The sequence below is a fragment of the uncultured Winogradskyella sp. genome (genome assembly GCF_947498005.1).
Lineage (GTDB): Bacteria > Bacteroidota > Bacteroidia > Flavobacteriales > Flavobacteriaceae > Winogradskyella.
Window position 1 is genome coordinate 487,026 of sequence record NZ_CANMIW010000001.1, and the last position, 25,580, is coordinate 512,605.

Here is a 25,580-nt window from a genome sequence, read left to right on the forward strand (position 1 = left end):
TTTTATTATTTGTTCAATTCTTTATTAATGAGATTTGTAATTTCATCCATGTCAGATAAAATTTTCTTGAATCTTATAAGACTTCCTTTTTCCGATTCAACCTTCATAAATTGGCTGTTTTCTAATAAAAAAAGAAGCTCTATTAAGTTTTTTTCTTCAAATAGATATTCCGATAGTTTGGGCTGATTTTGTATGTTTTTAAAGGCAAATTCTTCACTTCCAAATTTATTAGCTGCCGCAGATGTCCCTTCACCAGATTTATCATTGTTGTATTTAGAAACTTTTTCTGTTTGTTCTTTATATTTTTCTAAACGGATAATTTGTTCTCTAATAATAGGTGGTATGAATTTGATGTCGCCCGTATTCTGTAATGTATGTGTCGTGTTAGATTTGAATTGAACATTATAAAGTGGCCAAGCTAAATTTCTAACCTCAGATATTATTTGGAATATTGGTAAGTTTGGTTGATTATAAATTTCTTTATAGGCTCTAAATTTTACCATATTAGAATCTATTCTTGAAGAATACTCTTTTATATATGCTTTGTCGTTCTCAAAATCTTGTAGTAGTTGTTTATAATAAACTTGTCTTAAATTTTCAGTTTTCCGTTCATCATTGAGGTTATTTAGTTGTAAGGCAATTAAAATTCCCAGCACTACAAGGATAATTTCACCAATAGCGTATTTAAGGTACTTTCCTATTTTGTTTTTTTCCATAAGGTCGTATCGTATTTTTCTAAAAAACTTAATCATTTGTTAGTGTTTGGATCCAAGCCTTTAGGCATGAATAAGATTTATATTGTCGTACTCTAATTATCATCTTTTAATTCTGCAAAAACGGCCTTTAGTTTATTAAAGGATTTTATTGAACGCTCATAGGCTTCTTTATTTAGATTTAAAGAGGTTCGTCGGGCTAAAATATAATTCTGAAAATGGATTTCTTTTGCATAATTTTTTGCGGTTAACTGCATTTCAAAAAAGCTCACATTTTTAATTAAAAAATTAAAATAATAATCTTCAAATCCGCTAAAATCTAAATCTTCAACATATTTAACGTCATTAATTGTTTCATAAGCTTCAGATATTGAGTTACGCAAGTTTAAATCATCAAACAGTTTTAAGTCACCAGAAAATTTCAAATTTTCATAGGTTACCGTTGATGGGTTGAAGTATTCAGTATCCATTAGCTTAAAGGCTTTAGGTGGCAATTTTGGGTTATCGTAGCCTTTGTTATATAATATGTAACTTAAAGTATCAACTTCTTTAAGCATTTCTATTGTAAAATCTTTAAGTTCTTTTAATCGTTCAATGTTGCGGTTGGCTTCATCTTCTAGCTGAATGATATATAAATCGCGTAATTCTAAGTTATTTTTTTCTTTTGCATTTTCGTTAATGGCTAATGCAATAAGAATACCTATTATCACCAAGACTATTTCGCCAATGGCATAAATTAGATATTTACTGAATTTGTTTTCAGAGAGAAGTTTTTTTCTAATGTGTCTAAAAAACTTAATCATATTAAAGGTTTTTAAAGTTCCGCAAGCGATTATCTCAACCAATGGTTGACGAGATATTAGATTTAATTATTTATTCTTTTCTAAATAATCATTTATGAGTTTAATTGTTGCTTTACCTTTTACGTAAAGGGTATTTCTAACATTGTTACTGTACACAATGTTTGCTTTTAGTATTGTTAAATCTTTGAGTCCTTCTTTTTTTTGAACGTCATTAAAATTATCATAAAAGTTAATGATGTCTTCATAAGTTACCGCGTTAGTATTTGAATTCCATCTAGGTGCCAATGAAGCTTCATATATAAAGGCATTGTCTATATAATTACCCATGCTGTAATAGGTGTCTGTTTGTATGGCAACGTAGGTGTTTTCTTGTTTTATAACTTCTTCTACTTGCTTATAATAGCTTTGTATACTTTCTTTTAATTCCTCCGAAGCGATTAGTGCTAGCTTACCAGAAAATTTCATTTCACTGAATACCACATCATTTCCTTCGAACCAGTGGGTTTTCTGAGTGTTACTTAAAGCTCCTAAGAAAGCTTGTTGGTTTAACTTAATTGAATTGGTCCTTAGCGTACGCATTATCTGAGTAAATGCATCTAGTTTTAGTGTGTCTGTATTAAAATGCATCTCAAGTTCTTTTTGGTCTTTGTTTAAATCAGATAGAATTCTTTGCAGATAGTTTTGTTCGTATTGGGTATTTTTTCTGTTTTCGTTCCAATTATTAATTTGCAGGGCAATTAAAATTCCTATTACTACAAGCACAATTTCTCCGATGGCGTATCTAAAGTACTTACTTGTTCTGCCTGTTTCCATTAGGTTGTATCTTATTTTTCTAAAAAATTTTATCATGGTTTCAAGTTTAGCTCTGAATTTAATAAGTTGGTTAGGCGCTCTCTCATGGCTTTAAATTCTTGCAAAGCGTACTTTTGATAAACAAGCATCTCTAACTTAAGTGTTATAATATTCCATGCTTCTAAATTATTAAATAGCTTTTCAAAATCAGTTTCAGGTCCTCCAGGTACGAGGCTTTCTTTATACATGTCTAGAGCAATTTGTGAGTAATTAAGATGGTTGTTAATAAAAGGTTCTATAGTTAAAGAATATTGATCAACAATGCCTGTATCGAGACTATTAAAACGGTTCAGTTGAATACTAAATGCTTGCAACTCATCTTTAATTTTGGTGTTATTTACTTTAGCTAAATAGCCTTCATTCATAAATTCTTCAACAATTGGATAATTAAAATTAGTGACCCAAGCTGTGCATAATGCACCTAAGGTTTTTTGTAGCGTTGGTATAGAATCTTTGTTGTTAGAACTTAATATTTCAAGTGTTTTTCTATTTAGCATTACTAAACTATCAATTCCAATGATAAAATTGTCTAGTTCATCACGACTACTTTCTAACTCTTCATGCATGCGTTTGTAGTAGTTACTTAATGTGAGTTTTTGAAGCCGTTTTTCATTCCAGTTATTAATCTGAAGTGCAATGAGGATACCAATAACCACGAGGAATATTTCGCCAATGGCGTATTTAAAATATTTGCCAGTTTTATCTTCTGCGAGTAGATTTTGTCTAATTTTTCTAAAGAATTTTATCATGGATTGATTGCTAGTTTGGTAATGTTTTAATTGCAATTTCTTTCTCAATCATCTCAATAAGTTCAGACTGTAATTGTTGTAGATATTGATACAAGCCAATAAATCCTTCCTGCGCCTTTATGAATAAAATAACTGTTTCTTTAAATTGATTATCAAAGACGAGTGTATTTAGATCTAATGGTTTAGCTTTCCATTTAGAAACGCTCTTAACTTTTGATGTTAATTGTGGTAATAGTAAAGAATATTTCATTGCTTCCATATGTTCGGATTCCATACGCTCTACAAAAGGATATTGTTGTGCATACAACTCATGTATTTTACCACGAAGACTATCATTTTTGATGAGATCAAAGCCTATGGATTTGAGATTTTCATAACTCGATTTAACAATAGCGATCTTACTTGTGTAGGTGTTTAAATGGCTGTAATGTGTAGCCATAGAATCGTTCCAGGCTATGTTGTTTTCAAGTTGATATTGAATTGCTTCTGCAGAATGAAGCACTCTTGTGTTGCGCACTATATTGCCCGCCATATCTATTGAATCGGTTTTGAGATTACCGTGCATTTCATTTAGTAACTTGTATTCCTTGATGTCATTATTGCGTCGATCATTCCAGTTATTAATTGAAAGGGCAATCAAAATCCCAATAACCACGAGGATGATTTCTCCAAGGGCGTATTTCAAGTACTTGGAAGTTTTGTTTTCCATGAGTAACGATTTACGAATATGTTTAAAGAATTTTATCATATCTATTTCCCTTGTATTAGGGAATCCTTTTAGTTAGAAGTTTCTTTGTTGTTTTTTATAAATCTATCATTCCCTCCAAAGCCACTAAATTCAATAATAGCCTGGTTTTGCTTGTTTTTATACAATTTAACAATAACACTAGCTTCTTTAATAAAATAATAATCGCCCTCATGCCAGTATAGCTTTACGTCTGGCATAATTGGTGATTTCAATACTAATCGTTCATTTTCCATACTAACAGAGACTGTTACACCAAGTGCTGCTGAAGCACCTTTGTAATCGCCTAAAAAATCTTTTATGCTTTCTTTTTTAGGGCATAGCATAAACGGTTCATTATATTCAGTAGATGTTTTATCCAATAAGGAATCTATTTTTTTATAGAGTATGATACTCTCAACTCTATATTCATTAGCGGCATTAGAGATGTTTCCTAAATCGTTCATGTATATTGACGATTTGTTTTTAAGAAATGGGTCGTTAAAATAATAGGCCATCGCCTCATCAAGATATCTTCCCATACTGTAGTCGGCAATTTTTGGGTTTGCCATTAGGTCTTTACGACCATCTATCATCACTGTATTTTTAATAAAGGTGTTGTAATCGTCGATTTCGTTTTGAATTTCAACGTATAAATTATTCAAATAAGGAATAAGGTAATTATATTTTTCGGGTAAATTTTCCAGGTTATTTAATAATCGATTATAACCGCCTTTTTTATTACTGAAAGAGACATAATTTCCAGTAATTGGCAATGGATATGGATTCTTTTTATACACCTCAAAAGTGATGGAATCATTCATTATTTTTTGAAATAGTGAATCTTTTCCGATATAAACGTTATAAATACGTTTGGCATCTATAATGTCTGTTTTTAAATCTTGCTGTACTTGAGTAAGGATAGCTTTTATTTTTTTTTCATTTTGGGATGCATTATAAATACTGTTTATGCCTACCGCAATGAGAATGCCTATAACCACAAGGAAAATTTCGCCAATGGCGTATTTAAAGTACTTGCTAGATTTGCGTTTTTCTAAAAGGTTGAATCTTATTTTTCTAAAAAATTTAATCATTAGTAAAGTATATTATCTAAGGTCATGTCTAAACGTTCTTCCATCATACTAAAACTGCAATCCGAAAAAAATATCTTATACATTTCTCGTCTAAAAGCAGCTAATTCCATTTGGCTATAATTGTGATTGTCAATGCAAGATTCAATTTTATCTAGTCGCTTTTTGGAAGCGTGTTTATGAAACTTTTTATGCATTTTTAGAAATGTTTTTTTGCTAGTCTTCTTTTGTATCATATCTAATTCTTCTTCAGTTTCGGTTTTATCTGCATTAGCACAGAGTAGCATAATGTAAACTTGTAATTCACTTTTAGTCCAGTTTGGTTTTTTAGTTTTCATGATGTTTATATTTAATTAATAGCTTTCAGTGTTTTCTAATTCGTGTTCAACTTCTTTTAATATGTTTTCTATTTGCGATTTAATGCCGCTAAATAATCGAGGACCATTTGTAGCCTTAGCTAATAAATAATAATCCACTAAATAGTTTTCAAATTCAATAGAAGTGAAGATGTCCTTATTATTTGTTTTTGCAGATATGGATTGCAACTCTGAATCAATCATTTTTAAATCCATAACAATAGTTTTAGCACTTCCGTTTTTAAAAAAAAGACTGGTTAATTTTCGTTGTGTAAAATCGGCATCGTTTAATTGGGTGCTTAAATAGTTTATAGTGCTTTCAAAAGAAGCTAGATCTTTTCTTAAGTTTTTATTTAAAATTAGATTGAGTTTACCAGAACTAATAATATCATTTAACACTCCTGTAGCTGGTACATATTGAATATCACTACCTAAAATAGGTCCAAGTAATTGAGAGATTGTCTGTGGTCTAATAGTATCGAGTACATTGTCATTGAATAAGGTTAAAACCTTTTCTAAGGTTTGTACACGTTGTTCATTGACATTTATTGAAGTGTTTATTTTTTGTAGATTAATTTCAAATTCTGATTGAAGAGACGTTAGATATTCGCGTTCTATCTTTCTTTGCGCATTGAAGTTGTTGTTGTTATTAATACCTAGTGCAATGAGAATCCCAATGACCACGAGGATAATTTCTCCAATAGCATAGATGAGATATCTCGAAAATTTGTTTTCGGTTAGAAGCCGTTGTCTAAAACGACGAAATAATGTTATCATTTACTTTCTTTTAGGTTGAAAGTAAATTAGGTTGATGGTTGTAGTTGAGGTTGGTTAACTATTTGTATTTAAAGATATTAAATTGTTACATATAAAGTGGTTACATTTTTTAATAATCTTAAAAAGAGCATTTTTATCTGAGATAAAAGCTGTAAAAAAAACCATAATCTCAACCTTGTATAAATTAATGCTATTTGCAACAATTGCTACGGTTAAAATTGAGTTTTTATTAGTAACTTCGTGTCAAAATTTAATAATTCATAAAATTTAATCATATATGGAAGCAATTGCTACCGATTTCGGAATAAAAGACGCTTTAAATCAGTTAGGTGTTAAGGATCTAAATGAAGGTACTTCAACAGGCTCTGATAATTTTTCTAATGGAGAGATTATTGAAAGTTATTCTCCTGTAGATGGCCAATTAATTGGCAAAGTAAAATCTACGACAAGAGCAGATTATAATAAGGTAATGGATGCTGCAACCAGTGCATTTTTATCTTGGAGAGACAAGCCAGCACCACAACGTGGCGAAATAGTACGTCAGTTTGGGAATAAGCTAAGAGACTTAAAAGAACCCTTAGGGAAATTGGTGTCTTACGAAATGGGTAAATCTTTACAAGAAGGTTATGGTGAAGTACAAGAAATGATTGATATCTGTGATTTTGCAGTAGGTTTATCACGTCAACTAAATGGACAAACGATTCCTTCAGAGCGTCCTGGTCACGTCATGAGAGAGCAATGGCATCCCATAGGTGTAGTTGGTATTATCTCAGCTTTTAATTTTCCGGTTGCAGTCTGGGCTTGGAATACGGCTTTAGCATGGATTTGTGGTGATGTTTGTGTTTGGAAAGCATCAGAAAAAGCGCCTTTGTGTTCTATCGCTTGCCAGAATATTATAGCAGGTATCTTAAAAGAAAATAACCTACCAGAAGGAATATCTTGTATCATTAATGGCGACTATAAAGTTGGAGAAATGATGACAACAGACTCTAGAATTCCTCTAGTGTCTGCTACAGGTTCTACAAGAATGGGACGAATTGTTGGTGCAACAGTTGCTGAACGTTTCGGAAAATCATTATTAGAATTAGGAGGAAACAATGCGATAATAATCACACCAACTGCAGATTTAAAAGTGGTTGTTCCTGGTGCTGTTTTTGGTGCTGTTGGAACTTGTGGGCAACGTTGTACATCAACGAGACGATTAATTATACACGAATCCGTTTACGATAAAGTAAGAGATGCCATTGTTGGTGCTTATGGACAATTGACCATAGGGAATCCTTTAGATGAAAAAAATCATATTGGACCTTTGATTGACAAAGAATCAGTAAACACATATTTAGCTGCGATTGAAAAAGCAAAAGCAGAAGGTGGAAATGTTTTAGTAGGAGGCGGTGTTTTAGAAGGCCAAGGTTACGAATCTGGTTGCTACGTTAAACCAGCAATTATCGAAGCAGAAAATCATTTTGAAATTGTACAGCACGAAACTTTTGCACCAATATTATATTTAATGAAATATTCTGGTGAGGTAGAAAATGCCATCTCTAAACAAAATGGTGTTGCTCAAGGCTTATCATCAGCCATTATGACTAATGAAATGAAAGAAGCAGAGAAATTCTTGTCTTATGCTGGTTCAGACTGTGGTATTGCAAATGTAAATATTGGAACATCTGGTGCTGAAATTGGAGGTGCTTTTGGTGGTGAAAAAGAAACTGGAGGAGGACGCGAGTCTGGTTCTGATGCTTGGAAAGTTTACATGAGAAGACAAACTAATACAATCAATTATTCTGATGAGTTGCCTTTAGCGCAAGGCATTAAATTTGATCTTTAAACAGACTAAAACTGTAGATATTTAAAAAGCCGTTTCATTTGAAACGGCTTTTTTTATTTACAAATTCATTCATTATTATTGATACCCTTATAGGTTTATAATAGCTCTAATTCAAAAACGGATGAATTACGATAATTATAGCGTGAAAACTAATTTGGAAGATGTTTTTTTGAGATCTAAAAATTACATTAATGTGACTTATTTAAGGTTTGTGTTTCATATAATTGACTAAAGATGTTAAATTTTTTAATATCTTGACAGTCAATTAACTAAAAACACTAACCAATGAGTAAAAAAACAGCTTACCTTTTAGGTATTTTGATTACTATTATTATTGGAACCTTATTGTATTGTTATTTATGTGATAGTTGTTATTGTTGCCCTCCAGACAATGTTACAGAAACGAGTACAGAAACCAATATTGTAGTGCCAGAACCCGAAATGGAGTCAGTAACCAAAAATGGCTTTAGTCTATCTGATGCCAATGGAGACTTCAACATTAAAATTAACGATAACTTTAATTTTAAAACCTCTAATTTTTCAATCTTAGATCCACTTTCAGAAAATGTATCTTCAGAAGTGATGAGATTAAAAGATTATCTAGCAGCTAATCCTTTAAAAACAATCGATATTACCGGTTATTATAAAAGTGATGAAACCAATGATTCTGCATTTCCTAATTTAGGAATAGCAAGAGCAAATGCTGTGAAAAATTATTTTGTATCTCAAGGAATATCAGCGAAGCAGATAAATACTTTAGGGAAATTAAATGATAGTATCATTCCTGATGATACTAATACATTATTTGGTCCTTTAGAATTCGGTATGTTAACAGCAGAAAGTGATGCTACAGACGAAGCATTAGAGGCAGCTTGTGAAGCGATTAGAAAAAATCCTATTGTATTATACTTTAATACAGGTCAAGCTCAGATAAATTTAACAGTAGAACAGCGTAAAAAGATTGCGGTTATTTCTCATTGTGTAGATAAGCTTGGTTTAAAAATACAGGCTATAGGTCATACAGATAATACAGGTAGTGCTGCAACAAATATGCGATTAGGACAAGAACGTGCAGACTTTGCTAAAGATTATTTAGTAAGAAATGGCATTCTAGAAACTAATATAGAAACGTCTTCAGAAGGACCAAATAGTCCTATTGCAGATAACAGTACTAAAGATGGTCAAGCTAAAAACAGACGGACCGTAATAACAATAAACTAACTAACTTAAAATATTATAAATTATGAATTGGTGTATATTAATCCCATTACTTGTAGGTGCTATTTGTGCGCTACTAGGCTATTTACTTGGAAAACTTCTAGGAGGAGGAAACTGTGATGACTGTGAAGAAAGAGTTGCTAAGCTAGAAGCAGATTTAGCCGCATGTAGAAAAGCAAGAACAGCATTAGAGGCAGACTTAAGTGCGTCTAAAAATAGGGCTTCTCTTTTGCAGGCAGATTTAACCTCAGCGAAAACAGAAAATGCTAATCTAGCAGCTTCTTTTGCAGCTCCAGCAGTTGCTTTAGTTCCGTTTGATGCTGACGCGGCAAAAGCTGTATTTGGTAAAAAAATAAAGCAAGATGATTTAACCGTTGTTGAAGGAATTGGACCTAAAATCCAAGAATTATTTCATAACCATGATGTAAAAACGTGGAAAGCATTATCTGAGTGTAGTGTAGAGAAATGTCAATCTGTGTTAGATAGTGGTGGTGATCGTTTTAAAGTACATAAGCCGGGAACATGGCCTGCACAAGCAAAGTTTGCTTACGAAGGCAAATGGGCAGAGCTATTAAAGTGGCAAGATGAACTTGATGGTGGTAAATGATCACGTCAAAATATTTAAGTCTAAAAACCGTTTCTTTTATAGAAGCGGTTTTTTTGAGTTAAACCTTTTGGTAATTAATTAGTCTTATAAGATATGACAGCAGCAGAATTTCAGCATTTGTATTGGCGTATAGGTTTTGGTAGCAATCCAAACACTATCAATTTGTTGCCTAAAAATAGAATTCACGTTGTAGAACAAATATTTGTAGATTCTCAATCAATAACGCCATTAGAGATTGATCTTTCTTTCATGAGTGGTGTTACTCAAAAAGAATTAAAAGACAATCCTAAATTAGCTCAAAAAATTAGAAGGGAGAGTCGTGAAAAGCTTAAAAATCTTAACGTTGCATGGATTGATCGATTAGGGCAATCTAAGGAGCTGCTAAGGGAAAAAATGACGCTTTTTTGGGCCAATCATTTTGTGTGTAAAGAGAATCATGTCATTTTTGCCCAAATGTTTAATAATACTTTACGAACACATGCTTTAGGTAATTTTAAAACCTTTGTAAAAGCTATATCAAAAGAAGCAGCAATGCTTAAGTATTTAAACGGAAAACATAATAGAAAAAATCAACCTAACGAGAATTTTGCACGTGAACTAATGGAGCTGTTCACGTTAGGTGAAGGTCATTACTCCGAGAAGGATATAAAAGAAAGCGCTAGAGCCTTTACAGGTTATAATCATGATTTTGATGGTAACTTTAGAATGCGACCTAAGCATCACGATGAGGATTTAAAAACATTTTTCGGTAAAACAGGAAATTTTTCAGGAGATGATATAGTAGACATTATACTTGAAGATAAACAATGTGCTATTTTCATATCTACTAAAATCTATCGCTATTTTGTTAACCCAAAACCTAATAAAAAGCATATTGAGGAAATGGCAAATGTGTTTTTTAAGGATTACAATATTGAAAATTTAATGCGTTTTGTGTTCCTTTCAGATTGGTTTTATGATGAGGTTAATATTGGTGTAAAAATAAAATCTCCAATAGAGTATTTGGTTGGTATGTCACATATAATTCCAATTAAATACGAAAGAGAAAAGGATTTACTAAAAATACAGAAATTGTTAGGTCAAACCTTGTTGTCACCACCTAATGTCGCTGGTTGGAAAGGAGATAAAGCTTGGATAGATGCAAACACAATTATGGTACGTTTAAAATTACCTTCCGTAATGTTGAATAATGCAATGATTTCACTAAAAGAAGGAGATACAGATATATCAGATGATTTAAAACGAAATTATTTAAGAAAGAACAAAGGAAAATTACCTTTTAGAATCACAGCAGCTTGGGATACATTTCTATCAGATTTTGAAAACGTAAGCTCCAAGAACCTTCAAGACTTTATTATTCAAGGAAGCATTAATAAAGGAACCGCTGACTATTTAAAAACACTGAATAAAGCTTCCAAAAAGGAGTATTGCATTCAGTTAATGTCGTTGCCAGAATATCAAATGTGTTAAAGCGATTATAATTATGGATAGACGTAAATTTATTAAAAATTCCGCTTTAGCAAGCAGTTTGTTTTTTGTGCCAAATTTTGTAAAAGCATTCGAAAATGTTGCCACAAATCAGTTAGGCTATAAACGTTTGGTGATAGTTCAACTCGCAGGAGGAAACGATGGGTTAAATACTATAATTCCGCACAATAATGATTTGTATTATAATGCCAGACCACAATTAGCAATAACAAAAGATATTATTAAGCTTAACGATGATTTAGGGTTTCATCCAAGTCTCGATCCATTACGTTCTTTGTTTGATAACGGCGAATTATCTATAATTAATAATGTTGGTTACCCAAATCCGGTAAGGTCACATTTTAGATCCATGGATATTTGGCAAACAGCAAGTGGGTCAGGTGAGTATTTACAAAGTGGGTGGATAGGTCGTTACTTAGATCAACATGGTGAAAAGCCGTACAATGCAATGGAAATGGACGAGCAACTTAGTTTGGCTATGAAAGGAGAATATTTTAACGGTATCGCTACAAACGATTATAAAGTGCTGTACAACACGGCTAAAGATCCTTATTTTAAAAATGTTTTAAGTCATTATAACGATGCGCACTTGAGCGAACATAATTTAGGTTACTTATATCAAACTATGATTGAGGCGAAGTCATCCGCTAATTATATTTTTGAAAATACCAACGTAAAATCATCTAGTGAAGATTACCCTCAAAACAATTTTGCAAAACAACTTAAAAATGTAGCCCAATTCATCAATTCTGGTCTAGATACGAAGGTGTTTTACACGTCTTTAGGTGGTTTTGATACGCATGCTAATCAAAATAAAAAACAAACCCAATTACTCTCTCAATATGCTAAAAGTGTTTCTGCTTTTGTAAATGATTTAAAACAAAACAACGCGTTTGAAAATACTTTGATTTTAACTTTTTCTGAATTTGGTAGACGTGTAAAACAGAATGCCGCTAATGGTACAGATCATGGATCAGCAAATAATGTTTTTATAATTGGAAAAAATTTAAAACAAGCTGGTTTCTATAATAACCTAGCGAGTTTAAGTGATTTAGACGATAATGGTGATTTAAAATATAGTGTAGATTTTAGATCTATTTATTCAACAATTCTAAAAAAATGGATGAATGTATCTGCAAAAGGAATCATTCCTAAAGAACAAAAATCACTAAAATTCATATAAGACATAAAAAAAACCTTGTTTCAATATCAGCTTTAGGCTTTATAGAAACAAGGTTTAGTAATTGATTAATAGCAATACAAAGATGTATAATAAATTCATTGCTCAACAAATTTTTTGATGAATGGTTAAAAAAAATGTATAATCAGTATGGTTTTTAATAGGTCTCCGATAAGGTGCATAAAAACAAGGTTAAAAACCCATTATTTCCGACGAACTAATTATATTTCACTTTTCTGAAAATTCGCATAGTTTCTTTATATGAGGTATACAGCTCTGAATTGTAGCTTTTTACATACGGTTTTAAGATTTCTAATTTCATTAATGCATCATTAAATCCGTTGAGGTAACAGATTAAATAACTTGCCGCTAAATTCTTTAAATCTTCGTTTTCGTTTTGGTTTAATTCTCGTTTTTTTTCGAGTTTTTCTAGAATTGTATTATTAGAATTATAAATATGATGCAAAACTTTTCTATCAAATTGTGGTGGTTCAAAAATAAGATTTGCTTCAATAGAATACTGTGCGTTATTTTCAAACCGAATCGTTTTTTCTTCGAGTTTGTAATATTTGTATGAGTTTTGTAATCCTAGTTTTACGTATTCTATAATTTTGAATTGATCTTCATTATAAGAAATTGAAACTTCATCGAGAGTAGAATAAAAGAGTCGTACTTGTTCATTTATTAATTCAATATCAACCCTTGAGAAGAAGGTTTCGTTCTTAACCACTTTTTTGTCGCCAGACCAACATAACACAAAGTATTCTTTAAAAACTTTGTATTGCGGATTATAATCTTGGCGCTTGTTCATAAAATCAAAAACACCATCCAACGTTAATTCTATATTATTTTGTGCATGGTTTTCAATGGCTGAAACTATTTTAGAATTAACATCTTTAATTTCAATATCAAAAACTTTAGGCATGCTAATGCTGCCATCTCTAAAAAATACAGAGCCACCATAATATTTCCAGATGTTTTTTTTAAGAGAAGTAATGACATCTATTGGTCTTATGGTTACTAGTCCTACAACTTTATCATCTGGTAAATGCGGAAACGGAATATTCTCATATTCTACAATTGGTGGATTGTTGAGATAAGCGTTTATGAGGTTTTGAATTTTACTATCATCAAAAAAGTCGACACCAATTATGTTGTTGTCATCATCTTTAACGCCAATTACAATATAAGAGTTGTTCTTGGGATTGCTGTTAGAAAGTGCGCAAATATGTTTTAAAAACTTACCTTTTCCTTCTTTTTGGCTTATGTCAATCTTTCGTTTTTTGTCATAAAAGCTGTTCTCATCGTTATGAGCCAATAGATTTTTTATGAGTAGTCTTTTATTAATCATGTTTGCTTCTTACGAAAGTGGGAATCTCTTTTTTAAAGCATTTTAATTTCCCTATTTAAATTGTTTCGTGCTTGTTTTTCAAATTTTGTTTTAAATCGTTCTGTAAAATATAACGAATCTCTTTCTAAAAAATGTTGAAGTACTTTCTTTCGTCCAGGTTTATAGATTATATTTGGATAGATCTTATATTCTTTCCTAATGTTTTGAATGTATAACTTATAAATTTCCCAATCCGCTCCTAGAATGGATAAATCTAAATCTAAAAGGTATGCATTATCCATGTTTTCAGTTAGAAGTAATTTGTGTTTTTTGGTTGAAAGGATGAGTTTTTTTACCTTTTTTACGCTAGAATCATCAAAATTTAATAACATTAAGGCGTTTTCGGCAAAAGTAGCACTTCGCTCTTCATTGTCTTTATTGGTAGATTTGTAAATAATATCATGATACCAAATGGCAAATTTTAAACACTCTAAATCTTCAATTTTAGTTTCAAATGCTTCCAATTGAAGAAACATATTATGTAAGTGCGATAAATTATGGTAATTTCTATTTTTGGAAGTGTAATGTAATTTAATGTCTTGCCAAAGTGAATTTATTAAAGCATCATCAGTATATTCCGAAACTAAAGCTCGCCAATAATCCTCTAGCCACTTTATCATAATTCTTTATTAACGATAGTGGAACTTGCTTGCGCTGTACAAAACATAAGAACATCTGCAATATTTACATGTGCTGGTCTAGTGATTGCAAAGTAAATAACTTCGGCAACATCTTCTGGTTGTAATGCTTTATAACCTTTGTAGACATTGTCTGCAGCAGCATCGCCTTTAAATCTAACCTTAGAAAATTCGGTTTCTACCAAGCCAGGATTAATAGCACCTACTTTAATTCCAAAAGGATTTAGATCAATTCGCATACCTTCTGTTATTGCTAAAACAGCGTGCTTACTACCACAGTATACATTGCCGTTTGGATAAACTTCTTTTCCGGCTGAGGATCCAATATTAATTATATGTCCGGATTTCCGTTCTGTCATTCTTGGAATAATAGCTTTACTTACATATAGCAATCCTTTTACGTTAATATCCATCATAGCATCCCAATCGTCTAAATTTCCGGATTGTATTGGGTCTAATCCATGTGCATTTCCGGCATTATTAATTAGTATGTCAATGTCTTGAAATTCTTCTGGTAAAGACGCGATGGCTTCAAAAGTTTGTTGTCTATCTCGCACATCAAAATTAAGCGTATGTACAATAGTTTCTTTAGATAATGCTTTCTGTACACTATCTAGTCGCTCTTGTCTACGTCCACAAAGTATAAGTTTAATACCGTTCTTAGCAAATTCGTGAGCTGTAGCTCTGCCAATTCCACTGGTTGCTCCTGTTATTAATGCGGTTAAATAGCTCTTTTTAGTTTCTTTTTGAGGTAAAATACTGTTGCTCATATATGATGAAGGTTGTATTAGGAATACTAATTTAAATGATTATCCATAGAAAACCTGAGTAAATTTTATTTACCTATCCACCAATATATGAGCAACAAACTTATTAAGTCTTTATTTAATAAAGAGTTAAGCATGTTTTTATTAAGGAACCTTATGTCCTTGCGCAGCTGTTAAGATTAAAAACCAATCTTCTAATTCTAAATTGATTTTAGAGGCTTCAATGGCTTGTTTTAAACGCTCTTTTGTGGTTGTGCCAACTACAGGGTGAATATTTGCAGGATGTTTCATAATCCAAGCCAACAATAGTTGATCTTCGGTTGCGCTATATTTATCCATTAGCTCACCTAATTGTTTATGAATGCGTCTGGTTTGTTCAGTGTCTTCTCTAAACACAGAACCTAAAGGAGACCAAGCCATTGGTTTAATGCCATTTGTTTTCATGAAATCTAGAGTGCCGTTGTGCATTGAGGAGTGTTCTGTAATAGAAAATTCAATCTGATTGACATCGATATCCATCCGTAAACCAATCATATCCATTTGAGATGGCGTAAAGTTAGATACACCAAAATCTCTAATTTTACCGTCTTTCTTTAAAATTGTTATCGCTTCAGCTATTTCTTCCGCAACCATTAAAGGGCTAGGTCTATGAAGTAGTAATAAATCTAAGTATTCAGTTGCTAAATGCTTAAGAGATTCTTCAACAGACCATATAATATAGTCTTTGCCATAGTTGTAATGCTTAACCTTGTTATTTCGGTTATCACAAACATATTGAATTCCACATTTAGAGATGAGTTGTACATCCTCGCGTTTTAGACCAGATTCAGTAAATGCTTTTCCAAAGTCTGCTTCTGTGGTGTACGCACCATAAATATCAGCATGGTCAAAGGTAGTTATTCGGTTTTCAGTGCAGAAGTTCATTAAGGCTGCCATTTCTTTTTTTGAGAGTTGTTTTCCCCAACTTCCCCAAGTCATGGTGCCTGCTATTAATCGAGAATATGTCACTTAATTGTCAGTTTATATGGTTTTTTTTGCAATTGGAGCATAAAAATACTGAAAACATTAATAATTCAATATTATTGAGGGAGAATAATTCATTAGCCCAAATCATGAAATCTATGAAACCAATAAAATATTTTGTTCTATTCTTAATAATTTCATTAAGCTTTTCAAGTTGCACCAAAGATGATTTAGGTAGAAGTGAGAACAAAGCAGCGATATCAGTAAGCTTAAAAAGTACTACAGATGAGCTTAGTAAGGTTTTTCTCGATATTGAAGATGTGCAAATAAGAGTTGATAATAATTCGTCTAACTCTTGGGTAAGTTTAAATGCCATTAACACAGGAACTCATAACATATCTGACTTAGCAGCTGATACTGAACTGTTATTAGTAGATCACATAGAAATTGATCCTAGTTACATTTATGAAATAAAATTAGTACTTGGTAATACTAACTTTATGGATATTAATAACGTAATAATTAATTTAGAGGTAGATGAAAATACTATAGCTTCTAATTTAGTACAAAGAGAATTTGAAGGGAATCATATTTACCAAGTGATTTTAGAATTAGATTTAGATCAATCTGTGCAATTCAATAGCGAAGAAAACACTTTGATTTTAGATCCTAAGCTACAAACTGAAATCAGAAAATTTTAGGATTAGTTAGCCCTAACCCATAATTAATTCTTAAAATGAGTGATACTTCGGTGTTACTCATTTTTTTTAACCAATTGTTAACAGCATGCCACGAAAAATTTTAACATTTTGCATCCTCTAAAAAATTAATAAGTCACTAGTTGTAAATATCTCAAAATGGTATTACATTAGTTTTGTTCTTAAACCCTTTAAAATAATGGAAGAAACGAGTACAGTTGACATAAAGTCAATTAATGAAAAGATTGAAAAAGAAAGTGCATTTGTCGATTTATTAACCTTAGAAATGAATAAGGTTATTGTAGGGCAAAAGCACATGGTAGAGCGTTTACTAATTGGTTTATTAGGTCAAGGGCATATTTTATTAGAAGGTGTTCCTGGTTTAGCAAAAACGTTAGCCATTAATACATTATCTAAAGCAATTGATGCTAGTTTTAGTAGAATACAGTTTACTCCAGATTTGTTACCTGCAGATGTTGTAGGTACATTAATCTTTAATATGAAGGAGAATGACTTCACAATTAAAAAAGGACCAATTTTTGCCAATTTTGTTTTAGCAGATGAGATTAACAGAGCACCTGCAAAAGTGCAATCTGCTTTGTTAGAAGCGATGCAAGAGAAACAAGTAACTATTGGTGATGAAACCTTTATCTTAGATAAACCATTTTTGGTAATGGCAACAATGAATCCGGTTGAGCAAGAAGGAACATACCCATTGCCAGAAGCACAAGTGGATCGTTTTATGTTAAAGACAGTTATCGATTATCCAAAAATTGAAGAAGAACAAATGATTGTAAGAGCCAATTTAAAAGGGTCTTACGAAAAAGTTAACCCAGTAGTGTCTATTGCTCAGATTTTAAGCGCTCAAAACTCAGTTAGAGAAGTTTATATGGATGAAAAAATTGAGAAGTATATTCTCGATATCATCTTTGCTACGCGTTACCCAGAAAAATATAGACTAGGAGATTTAAAACCTTTAATATCATTTGGTGCTTCACCTCGTGGAAGTATCAACTTAGCAACTGCTGCTAAATGTTATGCTTTTATAAAACGAAGAGGTTATGTAATACCAGAAGATGTACGTGCAGTTGTGCATGATGTTTTACGTCATAGAATAGGTATTACTTATGAAGCTGAAGCTGAAAATGTTACTTCTGAAGATATTATTAATAAGATTGTAAACGAGATCGAAGTACCATAAATGAGTTTTTAATATTTAGTCAGTCATAGTGAGGAGTTGTTTACTGAAGACTGATACTAAATATAAAAGGTACAACCGCACTAAACTGAAAACTGCGACAGAAAACTGTTTACTAAATAATGGACACTAAGGAATTACTTAAAAAAGTACGAAAAATAGAGATTAAGACACGTCGCTTGTCTGATCATATATTTGGAGGTGAATATCATTCGACTTTCAAAGGTCGTGGTATGACTTTTTCTGAAGTACGTCAGTATCAGTTTGGCGATGATGTAAGAAATATAGATTGGAATGTAACCGCAAGAACTAATCTACCTCACATAAAAGTTTTTGAAGAAGAACGAGAGCTTACCATGATGCTTATGGCAGATGTTTCTGGCAGTAAATTATTTGGAACAAAAAATCAATTTAAAGATGAAATTGTAACAGAAATAGCTGCAACATTAGCCTTTTCTGCTACTCAGAATAATGATAAAATAGGTTTGATTTTGTTTTCAGATGAAATTGAATTATTCATTCCACCAAAAAAAGGACGTTCTCATGTTCTAAGAATTATCCGTGAGTTATTAGAATTTCAACCTAAAAGTAAAGAGACTAATGTCTCTGAAGCCCTAAAGTTTTTATCTAATGTAATGAAGAAGAAAGCCATTGTTTTTGTGCTTTCAGATTTTGTAGCAGATGATTATAAACATAATTTAAAAATAGCAGCAGGCAGACACGATATTACAGGCATAAGAATTTACGATAAACACGAAGCCGAAATTCCTAACATTGGCATGGTACAAATGGAAGATGAAGAAACTGGTGAAGTAATGTTAGTTAACACAGCCTCTAAAAAAGTAAGACAGAACTACAGTAAATTTTATAACGAAAAGGTACATTATTTTAAAGAAAGTTTTGCTAAGTCTGGTTCTGGAGCAATAGATTGTAGAGTAGACGAAAGTTATGTGAAGAAATTGCTGGGATATTTTAAGCAAAGGTAATTATTTGTGTGAAGTGTTAAGGTTAAAGAGAAAAGAACAAAGAAAGAAGTGAAAAGTATAAAGTATAAAGCAAGTATATTAGTAGAAAGTAATAGTGCATCTGTATGCCGTTTACAATCTTCAGTAATTGGGCTATTTTCTATATTCTGTTTCTTGTCTTCTTTTGTAATGTCTGCTCAAGTAACTTCTGCTGTTGATACCACAAAAATTAGAATTGGTGAGCAAATCAATTATCAAATAAATGTTGAAGCAGATTCGTTATCACTCGTTGTTTTTCCTGAAGGGCAAACATTTACACCATTAGAATCTGTAGAAGCTTTAAAGATAGATACTATAAAACAAGACTCAAAATTCTTGTTATCTAGAGTTTATAAATTAACACAGTTTGATTCTGGTGTTTATACCATTCCAAGACAAAAAATCATTATTGATGAAAAACCCTTCTTAACGGATTCACTAAGAGTCGTTGTAAATACCATTGAGGTTGACACTTCAAAACAAAAACTTTACGATATAAAACCTATTATCGAAGTAAACAAAAGCTCAAGTAATTGGTGGAAGTGGCTTTTAATTGCGTTAGCAATAATAGCGTTAGTTGCATTTTTGTTGTATTGGATTATTTGGCGAAAAAAACCGCTTTCTGAAGAAGCTAAAATTGCCCTATTACCACCATATGACCGTGCAAAATTAGCGATTAAAAAACTCGATGAAAGCGATTACTTAATACGCTCAGAGGTAAAAGAATATTACTCAGAATTAACCTTTATTATCAGAAAATACTTAGATGAGAAAGTTTATGATCGAGCGCTCGAGAGTACAACAGCAGAACTTATTAAGAGATTAAACCTATTAAAAGATGGTAATCAGGTACCTTTATCTAAGGAGACCATTCTACATATAGAATCAATTTTACAACGTGCAGATTTAGTGAAGTTTGCAAAATCTGCGCCAGATATTGAGCTTGCTGAAATGGACAAATTAACCATTGATAAAGCTATAGATAATGTAAAAATTAGCCTGCCAGAACCATCTGAGGAAGAAAAACTATTAGACCAAAAATATAAGGAAGAACAAGAGCGTAAAAAGAAACGTAAAAAAATCTGGATTATAGTAGGTATTTCCGTGTTCTTAATCTTAGCAACTCTTGTTGGTTTTGGAATGAAATATGGTTTTGGTTATGTAAAAGATACAATAATAGGTCACGAGAGTAAAGAGCTGTTAGAAGGCAAATGGGTAGAAAGTGCTTACGGATTTCCACCTATTTGGATTGAAACACCAAGGGTTTTAAAACGACAAGAAGTTAAATTACCAGAAGCATTAGCAGGTAAAGCTAAAATGAGCGTTTTTGGCTACGGAAGTTTAATAGAGCGTTTCTATATTCTAACAAGTACAACATTATTGAATAAGCCAGAAAGCGAAAATCCAGATGAGCAAAAAGCAATAAATATTGAAACTGTTGTAGAGGGTAACTTAAAATCTTGGGAAGCAAGTGGTGTCGAAAATATTATTACCAAAAATGAAAAATTTGTAACGCCAAATGGTGCAGAAGGCGTTAAAACGTATGGAACAGCTCAGTTCCCTGGGATAACACCTAATAGTTTTGAAAAAGGAGAGTATACACTCTTTAGTTTTACCACAGAGAACGTTATTCAACAGATCGTTTTAATTTGGAGAACAGATGATGCCTATGCTGAAGATATTATTGAGCGTATTACAGATTCTATTGAGTTAAAACCAGCGGAAGAAGAAAAAGAGAATTAATGTTAGAGCAAATACAATTTTTAAATAAAGAATTTTTTTGGCTGTTGTTGCTTTTACCACTAGCCATAATTTGGTATGTTTTAAAACACAGCAAACAAACTGCTGAGTTAAAAATATCGAGTACGAAAGGATTTAAAAACACCTCTTCTTTTTGGACAAAATTTAAGCACTTATTATTTGCCTTACGCTTAATTGCTTTGGCACTTTTAATTACAGCATTGGCAAGACCACGAACTGTAGATGTATCAACAAAGACAAAAACAACTAGTGGTATTGATATTGTTATGGCAATTGATGTGTCTGCAAGTATGTTAGCCAAAGATTTACGACCAAATAGATTAGATGCCTTAAAAGAAGTAGCAGCAGATTTTATTGATGGGCGACCAAATGATAGAATTGGTTTGGTAGAATATGCAGGTGAAGCCTTTACAAAAACGCCAATTACTAGTGATAAATCAATAGTACAACGTTCGCTAAGAGATATAAAATACAATACGATTATAGAAAGTGGTACCGCAATTGGTATGGGTTTAGGAACCTCTGTAAATAGGTTAAAAGATAGCAGAGCAAAAAGTAAAGTTATCATTTTGTTGACTGATGGTGTAAATACATCAGGACAGATAGATCCAAAAACAGCAAGTATATTAGCTGTAGAATATGGAATAAAAGTGTACACCATAGGTTTAGGAACAAATGGAATGGCTTTATCTCCAATTGGCTTTAATCCTAACGGAACTTTTAGATACGGTAGAGCACAAGTAGAAATAGACGAAAATTTGTTAAAAGAAATAGCCGAAGAAACAGGTGGAAAGTATTTTAGAGCGACTAATAACGACAAGTTGGCTCAGATTTACGACGAAATTAATAAGCTCGAAAAAACCGAAATTGAAGAAAAGAAATATTACAATTACGATGAAAAATACAGGCCATTCATTCTTTTAGCTGGTTTGTTATTATTGATAGAATTATTATTAAGAAATACAATATTTAGAAGCTTTGTTTAGACTCGATGAAACAATATGGTTTTGGACGTTACTGGTAATTCCGGTAATAATTTTGCTATTTGTAGTTTTACAATTATGGAGACGTTCTGCACAAAGAAAATTCGCGGATTCTGCATTGTTAAAACGCCTTAGTCCTAATCAATCATTATTTAAAAGTATATTAAAGATAATAGTACTTTGTGGTGCTTTTGCTTGTTTGTCATTAGCTTTAGTAAACCCCAAAATAGGAACAAAATTAGAAACTGTACGTAGTGAAGGTGTAGATGTAGTATTTGCAATAGATGTATCTAAAAGTATGTTAGCAGAAGATATTGCACCAAGCAGATTAGATAAATCTAAGCAATTGGTAACGCAAATCATTAACAGTTTAGTTAGTGATAGAGTTGGTATTATCGCTTATGCAGGTAAAGCATTTCCGCAATTGCCTATAACAACAGATTATGCCTCTGCAAAAATGTTTTTGCAGAACATGAATACAGATATGCTATCTTCACAAGGAACGGCAATTAGCGAAGCTATTCAGCTTTCAAAAACGTATTTTGATAATGAAGATCAAGCCAACCGTGTGTTAATTATTATTTCAGATGGAGAAGATCATGATGGTGATGCTATGGATGTTGCAGAAGAAGCTGCAGAGCAAGGCATAAGAATTTATACCGTTGGCGTAGGTGACCTAAAAGGAGGTCCAATTCCTATTAAACGTAATGGAGTTATCTTAAATTATAAAAAAGATAACCAAGGCGAAACCGTAATTACGCGTCTTAATGAAACAACCTTAAAAGAGATTGCATCAGAAGCGAATGGCGTTTATATTAATGGCAGCAACACGTCTGAGGTCGTTAAAACCCTTACAGGTGAATTAGCAAAAATGGATAAGCAAGAATTTGAGTCTAAGCAAATAGCAGATTTTAAAGATCAATTTCAATGGTTTCTTGGATTAGGCATCTTTTTATTGTTTATTGATATATTTTTCTTGGAGCGAAAGACAGCATGGTTGAAAAAACTTAACTTATTCAATGAAAATTTTTAGAATTTCTTTAACGCTAAGTCGTTAAAGGCTTTAGTAATTTAGAGATCGTTTTTTAAAATTATTACAATATGAGATTTTATATATTCATTATTACAATTTTAATTGGTGGACTTGGTTTTTCACAAAATCAAGACGAGTTACAATTAAAAGCAGAAAAAAGCGCAACAGACCTTGTTTATAAAGCTAATGAGCTTGTAGGTTCAGATAATTATATAGAAGCAGAAATGGAATATAGAAAAGCCATTTCAGAAGCACCAAATAAAGCTGTTGGTGCCTATAACTTATCGCACTCGTATTTTAGAAAAGGTAATTTTGAAGAATCCTTATTTAGAAGTCAAGAAGCAGCTAAGAATGCAACTACTAAAGATGAAAAACACAGAGCATTTCATAATATGGGTAATATTTTAATGCAAAACGAAGCTTGTAAAGAAGCCGTTGAAGCTTTTAAAAATGCATTAAGAAATAATCCAAATGATGAAGAAACACGTTATAATTTTGCGTTAGCAAAGGAGTGTGCAGATCAGCAAAACGATGGAGGAGGTGAAGATAACAAGGAAGACGAGAATAAAGACGAAGAACAAGATAAGGAAGACGAGCAAAAGAAAGAAGACGAAAATAAAGACGATAAAGATAAAAAGGACGAAGGCGACCAAGATAAAAAGGATGGTGACAAGGAAAAAGATGAGGACGGTAAGCCTAAAGACGAAGATAAGAATGATGGTAAAGGAGATAAAGACAATAAAGATCCAAATCAGAAACCGAAACCACAGCCAGGAAAAATGTCTCCTCAACAGGTAAAGAATATTCTCGAAGCTATGCAAAATCAAGAGCAAAAGGTTCAAGAAAAAATGAATGCCGAGAAACAAAAAGGCGTTAAAGTAAAAACAGAGAAAGACTGGTAAAACGAGTTACGATTATAGAATTACAATTTTTGATTTAAATAAACTGAATCTTAAAACAAAAATTTAGAGTCGTCCACATTATGTACATCAAAAAACACATATCAATACTATTTTTAATACTTGCAGCAAGTGTAGCTTCTGCACAAGTAAAATTTGAAGCTAAAGTCAGTAAGAAGAAATTAGGCGTTAATGAGCGACTTAGAATCGATTTTGAGATGAATCAAGATGGCGATAATTTTGATCCTCCAAGTTTTGCAGATTTTGATGTTGTTGGTGGTCCTAATACTTCAGTAAGTAATTATTCTAGAAATGGTCAACGCTCTTATAATAAAACATACAGTTACTTTTTAGCTCCAAAAAAACGAGGAAAATTCACAATTAAACAAGCTAAGATTGAGATTGATGGCGAAACTTATAAAACCTTTCCTATAACAATAGAGGTTACTAAAGCTGTAAGTAAGCCTAATGGAAATACTGCAGCCTCAGATGCAGCCTCAGAAAATATTCATTTGGTGGCTGAGGTTTCTAATTCTAATCCTTATCTTAATGAAGCCATAACCGTTGTGTATAAATTATATGTGTCACCAGATATTGGTGTAAGCAGTAATTGGCGTGAAAAGGAAATTCCTAGATTTAATGATTTTTGGAATCAAAATATTGAAATAAAAGGTCTTAACGTATTAACAGGTGAGTATAAGGGTAAGGAATATCGTTATGTGGTTTTAAGAAAAACAGTACTTTATCCTCAAAAATCTGGACGTTTAAAAATTGAACCTTTAGTGATGGATATCACAGCTGAAGTACCTTCAAATAAAAGAGATATTTTTGGTAGAGCACTAATGACCAAAGTTCCAAAAGAGGTTACAGCAGGAAGCAGAATAATAAATGTAAAGCCTTTACCAGAAGAAGGGAAACCATCAGATTTTAAAGGAGCAGTAGGTGATTTTTCTTTTAAGGTAACAACTTCTAAAACAGAATTAAATGCTTCAGAATCATTGCAAGCAAAAATAGAAGTAAAAGGAAAAGGGAATTTAAAGTTATTTGAATTACCAAAACTAACGGTTCCGAGTTCATTAGAAGTTTATGAGCCAGAACATAAAGAAAGTGTACGTACTAATTTAGGTGGTATGCAAGGTGGTATTTCAGATACATATACTATTGTGCCTCAATATAAAGGTAAATACCCTGTGCCAAGTATTTCGTTTTCATATTTTGATCCAGAAAAGGAGAGTTATAATCGTATTACATCAGATGAGATAATTATAGATGTTATAAGCGGTCCAACAGCCACAAGCGGAACAGCAGAAAATGTGACAGCAAATACGAAGCAAACAGTCAATGCCAACGCAAATACATTTTCTTTTATTAAAACGTCATCTAATTGGGTAGATCAAAAATCAGAGCCATTTTTTCAATCATCAGCCTTTTGGACATTAACCTTATTACCATTCTTAGCAATTCCTTTAGCTATTGTTATAAGACGCAAACGTGATGAACGTAATGCAGATGTACAAGGTAATAGAATAAGAAAAGCAGATCGTTTAGCTAAAAAGTATTTGAGTGAAGCTAAAAAAACGATGGGACAAAAAGAGTCGTTTTATTTAGCTTTAGAAAAAGCACTTCATAATTATTTGAAATCAAAATTGAATATAGAAACAAGCGATTTTAATAAGGAAAAAATTGAAGGATTGTTAACCGAACGTAAGGTTGAAAGCTCTGTGGTTTCAGATTTTATTTCCATTTTAGAAAATTGTGAATTGGCACGATACACGCCAATTGAACAAGTGACAATGCAGAATGATTATGATAAAGCGGCTAAAACAATTTCGTTAATTGATAAACAATTGAGATAAT

Annotated in this window: 25 protein-coding genes; 13 read left to right on the forward strand and 12 right to left on the reverse strand. The window is 32.1% G+C overall.

What is annotated here, in order from left to right; translation table 11 throughout:
• Window positions 1-5: 5 nt before the first annotated feature.
• The 8 genes from Q0891_RS02110 to Q0891_RS02145 all read right to left on the reverse strand — a co-directional run bounded on the left by Q0891_RS02110 (window position 6) and on the right by Q0891_RS02145 (window position 6,065).
• Window positions 6-716, reverse strand: coding sequence for a DUF6090 family protein (locus Q0891_RS02110; protein ID WP_299098409.1), 711 nt, complete (start codon window positions 714-716; stop codon window positions 6-8).
• 92 nt (window positions 717-808) lie between these two features.
• Entirely contained in the window at window positions 809-1,516 is a 708-nt protein-coding gene (locus Q0891_RS02115) for a hypothetical protein (protein ID WP_299098410.1), read from the reverse strand.
• A 66-nt stretch (window positions 1,517-1,582) separates the two neighbouring features.
• Window positions 1,583-2,365 (reverse strand): DUF6090 family protein, encoded by a 783-nt coding sequence (locus tag Q0891_RS02120; RefSeq protein ID WP_299098411.1) that lies wholly within the window; start codon window positions 2,363-2,365, stop codon window positions 1,583-1,585.
• Window positions 2,362-3,117 (reverse strand): hypothetical protein, encoded by a 756-nt coding sequence (locus Q0891_RS02125; protein WP_299098412.1) that lies wholly within the window; start codon window positions 3,115-3,117, stop codon window positions 2,362-2,364. Before Q0891_RS02125 ends, Q0891_RS02120 begins: the two co-directional genes overlap by 4 nt.
• Before the next feature lie 10 nt (window positions 3,118-3,127).
• On the reverse strand, window positions 3,128-3,802 hold the full coding sequence (locus Q0891_RS02130) for a DUF6090 family protein (protein WP_299098413.1): 675 nt from the start codon (window positions 3,800-3,802) through the stop codon (window positions 3,128-3,130).
• Between the two features lie 92 nt (window positions 3,803-3,894).
• Complete coding sequence (locus Q0891_RS02135) at window positions 3,895-4,935, reverse strand: hypothetical protein (RefSeq protein ID WP_299098414.1); 1,041 nt, start codon at window positions 4,933-4,935, stop codon at window positions 3,895-3,897.
• Complete coding sequence (locus Q0891_RS02140; protein WP_299098415.1) at window positions 4,935-5,270, reverse strand: hypothetical protein; 336 nt, start codon at window positions 5,268-5,270, stop codon at window positions 4,935-4,937. The genes Q0891_RS02135 and Q0891_RS02140 overlap by 1 nt, the downstream gene beginning before the upstream one ends.
• A 15-nt stretch (window positions 5,271-5,285) precedes the next feature.
• On the reverse strand, window positions 5,286-6,065 hold the full coding sequence (locus Q0891_RS02145; RefSeq protein WP_299098416.1) for a DUF6090 family protein: 780 nt from the start codon (window positions 6,063-6,065) through the stop codon (window positions 5,286-5,288).
• A gap of 277 nt (window positions 6,066-6,342) precedes the next feature.
• On the opposite strand from Q0891_RS02145, the gene Q0891_RS02150 reads away from it, so the two are divergent.
• The 5 genes from Q0891_RS02150 to Q0891_RS02170 all read left to right on the forward strand — a co-directional run bounded on the left by Q0891_RS02150 (window position 6,343) and on the right by Q0891_RS02170 (window position 12,392).
• Window positions 6,343-7,896 carry an aldehyde dehydrogenase family protein gene (locus Q0891_RS02150; protein WP_299098417.1) on the forward strand — a complete coding sequence of 518 codons (1,554 nt, stop codon included), beginning with the start codon at window positions 6,343-6,345 and terminating at the stop codon, window positions 7,894-7,896.
• A 285-nt stretch (window positions 7,897-8,181) separates the two neighbouring features.
• Entirely contained in the window at window positions 8,182-9,117 is a 936-nt protein-coding gene (locus Q0891_RS02155) for an OmpA family protein (RefSeq protein ID WP_299098418.1), read from the forward strand.
• A 22-nt stretch (window positions 9,118-9,139) separates the two neighbouring features.
• Entirely contained in the window at window positions 9,140-9,721 is a 582-nt protein-coding gene (locus tag Q0891_RS02160; protein WP_299098419.1) for a hypothetical protein, read from the forward strand.
• Between the two features lie 93 nt (window positions 9,722-9,814).
• A complete protein-coding gene (locus Q0891_RS02165; RefSeq protein WP_299098420.1) occupies window positions 9,815-11,191 on the forward strand; it encodes a DUF1800 domain-containing protein in 1,377 nt (458 codons plus the stop codon).
• A gap of 13 nt (window positions 11,192-11,204) precedes the next feature.
• Window positions 11,205-12,392: a DUF1501 domain-containing protein gene (locus Q0891_RS02170; RefSeq protein WP_299098421.1), complete on the forward strand. Its 1,188-nt coding sequence runs from the start codon at window positions 11,205-11,207 to the stop codon at window positions 12,390-12,392.
• A 214-nt stretch (window positions 12,393-12,606) separates the two neighbouring features.
• Here the strand turns inward: Q0891_RS02170 and Q0891_RS02175 are convergent, their stop codons facing one another.
• The 4 genes from Q0891_RS02175 to Q0891_RS02190 form a co-directional block, all read right to left on the reverse strand.
• The gene (locus Q0891_RS02175) at window positions 12,607-13,740 is read right to left on the reverse strand and encodes an ATP-binding protein (RefSeq protein WP_299098422.1); all 1,134 of its coding nucleotides are present in this window, start codon (window positions 13,738-13,740) and stop codon (window positions 12,607-12,609) included.
• A 32-nt stretch (window positions 13,741-13,772) separates the two neighbouring features.
• Window positions 13,773-14,399 carry a hypothetical protein gene (locus Q0891_RS02180; RefSeq protein ID WP_299098423.1) on the reverse strand — a complete coding sequence of 209 codons (627 nt, stop codon included), beginning with the start codon at window positions 14,397-14,399 and terminating at the stop codon, window positions 13,773-13,775.
• On the reverse strand, window positions 14,396-15,187 hold the full coding sequence (locus tag Q0891_RS02185) for an SDR family NAD(P)-dependent oxidoreductase (protein ID WP_299098424.1): 792 nt from the start codon (window positions 15,185-15,187) through the stop codon (window positions 14,396-14,398). Before Q0891_RS02185 ends, Q0891_RS02180 begins: the two co-directional genes overlap by 4 nt.
• A 141-nt stretch (window positions 15,188-15,328) precedes the next feature.
• Window positions 15,329-16,192, reverse strand: coding sequence for an aldo/keto reductase family oxidoreductase (locus Q0891_RS02190; RefSeq protein ID WP_299098425.1), 864 nt, complete (start codon window positions 16,190-16,192; stop codon window positions 15,329-15,331).
• A 113-nt stretch (window positions 16,193-16,305) separates the two neighbouring features.
• Here Q0891_RS02190 and Q0891_RS02195 point away from each other — a divergent pair, with 113 nt between their 5' ends.
• The 8 genes from Q0891_RS02195 to Q0891_RS02230 all read left to right on the forward strand — a co-directional run bounded on the left by Q0891_RS02195 (window position 16,306) and on the right by Q0891_RS02230 (window position 25,579).
• Entirely contained in the window at window positions 16,306-16,848 is a 543-nt protein-coding gene (locus Q0891_RS02195) for a DUF4382 domain-containing protein (protein WP_299098426.1), read from the forward strand.
• Between the two features lie 196 nt (window positions 16,849-17,044).
• Entirely contained in the window at window positions 17,045-18,046 is a 1,002-nt protein-coding gene (locus Q0891_RS02200) for a MoxR family ATPase (RefSeq protein WP_299098427.1), read from the forward strand.
• A 119-nt stretch (window positions 18,047-18,165) separates the two neighbouring features.
• A complete protein-coding gene (locus tag Q0891_RS02205) occupies window positions 18,166-19,029 on the forward strand; it encodes a DUF58 domain-containing protein (RefSeq protein ID WP_299098428.1) in 864 nt (287 codons plus the stop codon).
• A gap of 48 nt (window positions 19,030-19,077) precedes the next feature.
• Window positions 19,078-20,790 carry a hypothetical protein gene (locus tag Q0891_RS02210; protein ID WP_299098429.1) on the forward strand — a complete coding sequence of 571 codons (1,713 nt, stop codon included), beginning with the start codon at window positions 19,078-19,080 and terminating at the stop codon, window positions 20,788-20,790.
• A complete protein-coding gene (locus Q0891_RS02215) occupies window positions 20,790-21,794 on the forward strand; it encodes a VWA domain-containing protein (protein ID WP_299098430.1) in 1,005 nt (334 codons plus the stop codon). Before Q0891_RS02210 ends, Q0891_RS02215 begins: the two co-directional genes overlap by 1 nt.
• Window positions 21,787-22,824, forward strand: a complete 1,038-nt coding sequence (locus tag Q0891_RS02220; RefSeq protein ID WP_299098431.1) for a VWA domain-containing protein — start codon at window positions 21,787-21,789, stop codon at window positions 22,822-22,824. Before Q0891_RS02215 ends, Q0891_RS02220 begins: the two co-directional genes overlap by 8 nt.
• Before the next feature lie 68 nt (window positions 22,825-22,892).
• A complete protein-coding gene (locus Q0891_RS02225) occupies window positions 22,893-23,726 on the forward strand; it encodes an aerotolerance regulator BatC (RefSeq protein ID WP_299098432.1) in 834 nt (277 codons plus the stop codon).
• An 80-nt stretch (window positions 23,727-23,806) separates the two neighbouring features.
• Window positions 23,807-25,579, forward strand: a complete 1,773-nt coding sequence (locus tag Q0891_RS02230) for a BatD family protein (protein ID WP_299098433.1) — start codon at window positions 23,807-23,809, stop codon at window positions 25,577-25,579.
• Window position 25,580 lies beyond the last annotated feature (1 nt).